This is a genomic window from uncultured Mucilaginibacter sp., assembly GCF_937859865.1.
GTDB lineage: Bacteria > Bacteroidota > Bacteroidia > Sphingobacteriales > Sphingobacteriaceae > Mucilaginibacter_A.
The window spans coordinates 13,861-21,040 of sequence record NZ_CALMAT010000165.1 but is presented as its reverse complement, the minus strand read 5'-3'; the positions used below and the strand labels follow the sequence as shown (position 1 = coordinate 21,040).

Below are 7,180 nucleotides of genomic sequence, written 5' to 3'. Positions count from 1 at the left end.
CCGCGGTTTACATCTTCAAACAAGCTGTACATCATTTTGCCGGTGTTTACAAAATCGGTAACCATCACCCGTAAACCGCTGATTTGGGTGTTAAAAACTGGTGCCGATTGCGTGGTTTCTTCAAAACGGGTAAGCCTTCTTTTGATCATTCGCATCAAACTGATGGCATCCTGTATCGGGTTGCTGATCGAAAAACCATCATCCCAACGGGTGTCATCTACATATTTTACGGTAAAAGCAATGTTTTTGCAATAGAAATTGTGGTGTACCATGCGCCGTTCCAAAGTGCCGCAAAGCGTTAAAAACAGCTGTTCAATGTATTCGGGGTTGCTTCTTTTATCGGCAGAAATTTGGCGCATGGCTTGCATGCCTTTATAATCGCTTACCGACATGCCGGTTTCCACAAAGTTCAATTTGTAATGCCAGTACAATCCTTCAATACTTTTAAAAACAGTTTTTAACCTTTCGGGCGGCGTGTAGCGCATTTGCAGCGGCGTTAAAATACTAGCGCGCTCCAACCGGTAAACCATGTTTTTGCCGATGCCGGGCAAATCAGAAAGTTTTAGCGCGCCCAATTTATCATCAATATTTTGTGCGGTGATGATTTGCAAACCATCAAAACCACCCATATCCGAACCTAATTTGGCCAAAAAAGCATTCGGCGCAATGCCAATGGAACAGGTGAGCCAGTCGCCAACTTCCCGCTTAATATCCTCCTTGATTTTTTGTGCGATAAAAACAGTATCCGGATAAATTAGCTGATAATTGGTGAGGTTGACGATCGCTTCATCAATACTTTTCGGGATAACTTCGGGGCAATAACGCTTTAAAACATTGATGATCTTGGTGTGGTATTGCCGGTAGCGGTTCGGGTTGCTTTCCAGCGGAATCAACTCCGGACAAATTTTCATGGCTTCATTTAACCGCATTCCTGTTTTTACACCCATCCTTTTTGCCTCGACAGAAAGCGCAATGGCAAAACCATACCTGCCGGTATAAACGCAAACCGCAACCGGCCGTCCGCGCAGCCAGTAATTGTCCTGCTGTTCGCAACGGGCAAAAAAGCTGTTCATATCTACAAAAAGCACGCGCGGCTCGGTTTGTACTTTGATGGAGTTAAGGTTCATATCGGCAAAAATGCTAATTTAATTAGCATTTACAAGGCTGAAACCAAATAAACTTTTCCACAATTTTTAGGTTTTTTGATTGGGAAAGTTTAAAAAAGAAGAACATGAAGAGCCTGTTTAAATTTTGTTAAACTTATTTACCATGCTTCTTTTACCGCATAAAAATCATTGTCTTTTTGTGGTTTTTGTGTCCGTAAAATATCCGGGCACACCAAATTTATAGGCATAAAAGAAGCATTGTAAAATTTTATGATATAAATTTAAACAGCTTCTAAGTTCTAACTGCAAATTACAAAGAGCCGTAGGCTCGGCCAATTTTGTAGGAATGGGTTTCAACCCGTTCAAATAAAAAGTTTAAACGACTTCAACCATGCTTCTTTTACCCCCCCCCTAAAATCATCAAACAAAAATGCGGTTGCCCGAATAATTTTCGCGGAACTCTTTTGGCGTGCAAACTTTCTTCTTTTTAAAAATCCGGTTAAAATGCGAGATGTTGTTGAAACCGCATTTGTAGGCAATTTCGGCAATGGTTTGCGTGGTATCGATCAGCATCCGCGAAGCGTGGCCCAAACGGATTTCGTTTAAACTATCAATAAAAGTAATGCCCGTACGTTTTTTTATAAAGCGGCTGAAAGAAGCTTCGGGCATATTGGCAATTTTTGCCACTTCGGCCAAACTGATTTCGCGGTTAAAATTGGTGTTCATATATTCAAACACTTTTTCGATGCGGCGGCTGTTGTAATGCGATTTTTCGTTGTTGAAAGCAGCATCCGACAGCGTTTGCATGTTTTTGGAAACCGAAAGATCATGCAAAATAGACAGCAGTTCGAGCACAGAATCAAAACCGCTTTTCTGGCTCAATCCCATAATTCGGGGTTTTAAGCGCTGGATGGTACTTTTAGAAAACAAAATGCCGCGCTGCGAACGTTCCAGCATATTGCGGGATGAAGCTTAGCTGGTTCTTTTTCAGTAGTTTATCGTCAAAAAGGTCGCGGTGGAATTGGATCGTTACTTCGGTAATTTCTTCGCTTTCGCATTGGTGCGTAAACCAAGCGTGGTATTGGTTCGAGCCGATAAAAACCAGTTCCAAAATCGTCAATCATTTCAATGTGGTCGCCCACAATCCGTTTGGCACCTTTCGCGTTCAGGATCAGGTTCAATTCGTATTCTTCGTGGTAATGGAGCGGAAAATCGAACCTTTTTTTCACCCTGGAAAACATCGTAAAACAATCGCTTTGGGTAAGCGGCGTTATTTCCCGGACAACATTTGTCTGCATGTTTTATTTGCCGTAAATTAGAATCTTTAGGTTTTATTTGGTTAGAATTTAAAGATAACGTTAAAATAGTATTAACAATATACGGACGCATTTTTACTTTGGTTGCATCAACGTCACACTTCTGGTTATAGAATGTTAAAAAAGCATTATCAAAACTATCCCTTAAATAATAATTTTGAACTTAATAATGCCAGAAGAAACCCAACCAATTTAACCCGAAAATTTAATGATAAATAAACTACGAAAAGTATTGGCCGGAAGCATATTGTTGGCCGCAATAACTGGCACTTCAACCACTTTACAAGCACAAAATATTTTGCCTGTTGATAAAGCTGCCACCCAGGAAACCAAAATGCTGTACAGCAATATGCAAAAACTGGTACAATCAAAAGTGATTTTTGGGCATCAAGACGATTTAGCTTACGGCGTGGGCTGGGCTTACGAAAAAGGCCGGTCGGACGTTAAAAGCACGGCCGGTGTTTATCCGGGCGTTTACGGTTGGGAATTGGGCCATTTAGAATTAGACAGCGCAAAAAACCTCGACGGCGTTCCGTTCAACAACATCATTTCCTATGTAAAAGAAGTATATGCCCGCGGCGGCATCAACGAGTTTAGCTGGCATTTTAATGATCCGGTTACGGGCGCAACGGCTTGGAGCACGCCAACTTCAACCGTTAAACAGATCATTCCCGGCGGCAACCATCACGAAGCTTTTGTAAAATATTTGGATAAGTTTGCCGCTTTTGCCAACCAGTTAAAAGGGCCGAAAGGCGAAATGATCCCCGTAATTTTCCGTCCGTTCCACGAGCATACCGGCAGTTGGTTTTGGTGGGGGAACAAAGAATGCACGCCCGAAGAATACATCGCTTTATGGCGTTTCACCATTGATTACTTGCGCAATACCAAAAAGCTGCACAACTTGTTAATCGGCTATTCTGCTGCTGATTATGCTATCGAAAAAGATTATCTGGAGCGTTATCCCGGCGATGCTTATGTGGATATCATCGGTTTTGATGCGTACATGGACAAAGACGCCGATTACTTTAAAAAAGACCTGGAAAACCGTTATCAGATTTTAGAAAAAGTAGCCACCGAACACCACAAAGTTCCGGCCCTAACTGAAGTTGGCTACCAAAGAATCCCTGATCCAAACTGGTGGACACAGGTTTTGCTTCCGGTCATCAGCAAATACAAAACCGCTTACGTACTTACCTGGCGCAACTGGAAAACCGAACATTATTTTGCGCCTTATCCGGGTCAGGCCAGCGTTGCCGATTTTAAAAAGTTTTATGCTGATCCGCATATCATTTTTCAGGATAAACTGAGCCATTCCATCTATACTCAAAAACTTTAAAAACGGATGTACGATTTAAAGCCTTTTGAACAGGAACTGGAAAATATCCTAAATTTTTGGATTGCTTTTACGCCCGATACGCAGAACGGTGGTTTTTACGGCAAGATTGATCACGATAACCAAGTTTATCCAGAAGCGCCAAAAGGCTCGGTTTTGAATGCACGTATTTTGTGGAGCTTTTCGGCGGCTTATCTTCAAAACCCAAAATCCATTTATTTGGAAATGGCGAAGCGGAGTTACGATTACATCAATGCTTCTTTTATAGATAAAAAATTTGGCGGCGTTTACTGGACGGTAGATTATCAGGGCAAACCGCTGGATACCAAAAAGCAGGTTTACGCTTTGGCTTTCATGATTTATGGCTTGTCGGAATATTACAAGATCAGCAAAGATGAAAGCGTGCTTCTTTTAGCACAACAAATTTTTGCCGATATTGAAAAGTACAGTTTCGACCCGAAAAACGGCGGTTATCTCGAAGCATTCGCCCAAAATTGGGAAGAATTGCCCGATTTGCGTTTAAGCGCCAAAGATGCCAACGAGAAAAAAACCATGAACACGCATTTGCATGTTTTGGAAGCCTACACCAATTTACACCGCGTTTGGCCGGATGGGTTTTTGAAGCAGCAGATTCGCGGGCTGATCCATAATTTTTTGGAACACATGATCGGCCCAAAAACCAACCGTTTGATTTTGTTTTTGGATGAGAACTGGATGTCAAAATCAAACCTTATTTCTTACGGTCATGATATTGAAGCTTCCTGGTTGTTGCTTGAAGCTGCCGAAGTTTTGGAAGATGACATGCTTCTTTTACAGGTAAAAAATCAGTGCGTTGAAATGGCGCGCTCGGCTTCAAACGGTTTAGACAAAGACGGTTCGATGTATTACGAATACGAGCCGGAACACAACCATTTAAGCAAAGACCGCCACTGGTGGGTGCAGGCCGAAGCGATGGTTGGTTTTTTAAACGCCTGGCAGCTAACCGGCGAACAAGCTTTTTTTGAGCAGTTTGAAGGCGTTTGGAAATACATTCAAGCCCATATTATTGATGTAGAAAAAGGCGAATGGGTTTGGGGAATCCGGGACGATCAAAGTTTAATGCCCGGAGAAGACAAAGCCGGTTTGTGGAAATGCCCGTACCATAATTCGCGCGCTTTGATGGAAGTGATTTATCGGTTGAAAAAAGCTGGCTGATAAACTAATTCATTTAACCAGGTTGCTAAGTGAGTTTTTTAAATGTAAAGGCATGTAAAAATAAAAGTAGCTCGATGAGGAAGCTTGACTAATGCTTGTTGTGCTTAGTTTTATAATTATTTGTTCCTTTTTTATAAAAGAACAGAACATCATAAGCAAAGTTCATGCTTGAAATTTTGACGAACTTTGCTTTTAATCAATTTGCAAAAATAAACGTCAACTCTTTTTAATAAACGGAGTTGTAAAAATTTAAAAGCAGGTTGTTTAAAATGTCCGGGAACTCCAGGTTAGTAAAGTGGCTTGACTTTTGAACGATATGTAGTTTGTCTGTTTTTAATGCCTCTGCGAGGCCCGTTGCCGAAGAAACCGGAGTACTTGCGTCTTCTTCACCTACAATAACCATTGCCGGGAAGGAGTTTTCCCGTAGCCCGGGTGCTGTTTCCAGGGTTGAAATAGTGTCCCATAATTCTGCATGAAAAAGGGGGTCCTGCTGATAAAGTATTTTTCTTATACTGTCCAAGATATCCGGCCTGCGTAGTGCAAATTCATTAGTAAACCATCGTGCCAAAGAAAGCGGCGCAAGGGATTGCATTCCTTCGGTCCTTACAAATTGTGCCCGGTCTCTTAAAGCCGTACGTACTTCTTGTGTGAATGTACAGGCAGTGCCGATTAACACCAGGGACCGTACCAGATCGGGACGTTGGATCGAAATTGTTTGCGCAACCATCCCGCCAAAGGAAATGCCGATTAAATTTACCGGGCCGCAGTCCAGGTTATCTATTGCTTCTGAAATTATATTTGCGAAATTTTCAAATGTTGGTTTGGCTTCTAACTTGCCTGACAGGCCGTGTCCGGGCAAATCATACGCAATCACATCATGCTTTTTTTGAAGTGCCTCAATTTGCGGCCCCCATAAAGTCAGATCTGTTCCAACTGCATGTAAAAGGACAATTGGTTGGATGTTTTGAGGGCCAGTCCGTATAAAGTTTAGTGTTTTAAACGAGGAAGTGAAGGGCATTTTTTATTGATTAAAAATTGTCTCAAAATTACAAAAATTGAAAAGTTAGTTCAAGTAATTGTTTTTGACTACTTCAGGGCCTATTTAAATTTATACAACAAAAAATACCAATGCTTTTTTTACACTATAAAAATTGGTGTTTGCATTAAATTAACCCAATCAAAAAACCAAGTGTTTACTGTTTTTTAAGTGATAAAAGAAGCACAGCAAATAGATTGAACAAATTTTAAACAGGCATTCAGTATTGCACTTAGCAACCTGAGTTAATTTAGTATTTTAGCTGTATCAATTCCGGTTATGGCTGAGTTTTCTAACCAACGTTTTATTGCCCATTTTGATCTCGATTCGTTTTTTGTAAGCGTTGAGCGTTTGAAAAACAGTGCTTTAATTGGCAAGCCGGTTATCGTTGGCGGTTCTACCGATCGCGGCGTTGTTGCAGCCTGCAGTTACGAAACCCGTGTTTTTGGTGTCCATAGCGCCATGCCGATCAGACAAGCGCGAAAGTTATGTCCGCAAGCTATTTCTGTCCGTGGCGATTTTGAAAGTTACAGCCATTATTCGCGTTTGGTTACTTCTATTATCCGCGAACGTGTCCCCGTTTTAGAAAAAGCCAGCATTGATGAATTTTATATGGATCTAACTGGTATGGACCGCTTTTTTGGCTGCAGCCAGTTCACCAAAGAACTCAAACAAACGGTGGTCAAAGAAACCGGTTTGCCCATTTCTTACGCGCTGGCGTCCAACAAATTGATCTCTAAAATTGCAACGAACGAAGTAAAGCCCGACGGGCAAATCGAAGTAAAACACGGCCAGGAAAAGCAGTATTTATCAGCTTTAAAGATCGAAAGGATGCCCGGCATTGGCGAAAAAACGGCAGTCCAGCTTAGGCAAATGGGTTTTTTTACGCTGAAAGATTTAAGCGAATCCAACCCGGCGTTGATGGAAATGCGTTTCGGAAAAGGCGGCCTGGATTTGATCCGCCGCGCCAGCGGCATTGATGATTCGCCGGTTGTACCATATTCAGAACGGAAAAGTATCAGCACCGAAAACACGTTTGAAAGTGATGTGGCCAACGCGGATTTCCTGCTGACCGAACTGGTGCGCATGACTTCCAAAATTGCCTTCCTGCTACGGCAGCAAAAAAAACTAAGCGGCTGTGTTACCGTTAAAATACGTAATTCGGATTTCTCAACCGAAACTAAACAAACCGTAT

General features: G+C 41.9%; 6 protein-coding genes and 1 pseudogene (1 of these 7 cut by a window edge). 3 read left to right on the top strand and 4 right to left on the bottom strand.

Annotated features, from left to right (window positions below; translation table 11 throughout):
- The 3 genes from Q0192_RS17615 to Q0192_RS17605 form a co-directional block, all read right to left on the bottom strand.
- Positions 1-1,127: DNA polymerase IV (locus tag Q0192_RS17615; protein WP_299291607.1), on the bottom strand; the 1,127-nt coding region annotated here is incomplete at its 3' end.
- Positions 1,128-1,526: 399 nt separating this feature from the next.
- Positions 1,527-2,063, bottom strand: a complete 537-nt coding sequence (locus Q0192_RS17610; RefSeq protein ID WP_299291605.1) for an AraC family transcriptional regulator — start codon at positions 2,061-2,063, stop codon at positions 1,527-1,529.
- Between the two features lie 44 nt (positions 2,064-2,107).
- A complete protein-coding gene (locus tag Q0192_RS17605; protein WP_299291603.1) occupies positions 2,108-2,404 on the bottom strand; it encodes a hypothetical protein in 297 nt (98 codons plus the stop codon).
- 226 nt (positions 2,405-2,630) lie between these two features.
- Here Q0192_RS17605 and Q0192_RS17600 point away from each other — a divergent pair, with 226 nt between their 5' ends.
- Positions 2,631-3,758 (top strand): glycosyl hydrolase, encoded by a 1,128-nt coding sequence (locus tag Q0192_RS17600; protein ID WP_299291601.1) that lies wholly within the window; start codon positions 2,631-2,633, stop codon positions 3,756-3,758.
- Between the two features lie 6 nt (positions 3,759-3,764).
- On the top strand, positions 3,765-4,949 hold the full coding sequence (locus Q0192_RS17595; RefSeq protein ID WP_299291599.1) for an AGE family epimerase/isomerase: 1,185 nt from the start codon (positions 3,765-3,767) through the stop codon (positions 4,947-4,949).
- Between the two features lie 226 nt (positions 4,950-5,175).
- Here the strand turns inward: Q0192_RS17595 and Q0192_RS17590 are convergent, their stop codons facing one another.
- Positions 5,176-5,967: an alpha/beta fold hydrolase gene (locus Q0192_RS17590; RefSeq protein WP_299291597.1), complete on the bottom strand. Its 792-nt coding sequence runs from the start codon at positions 5,965-5,967 to the stop codon at positions 5,176-5,178.
- A gap of 297 nt (positions 5,968-6,264) precedes the next feature.
- Here Q0192_RS17590 and dinB point away from each other — a divergent pair.
- Positions 6,265-7,180 (top strand): annotated as a pseudogene (gene dinB / locus Q0192_RS17585) (DNA polymerase IV); it runs 254 nt beyond the window's last position.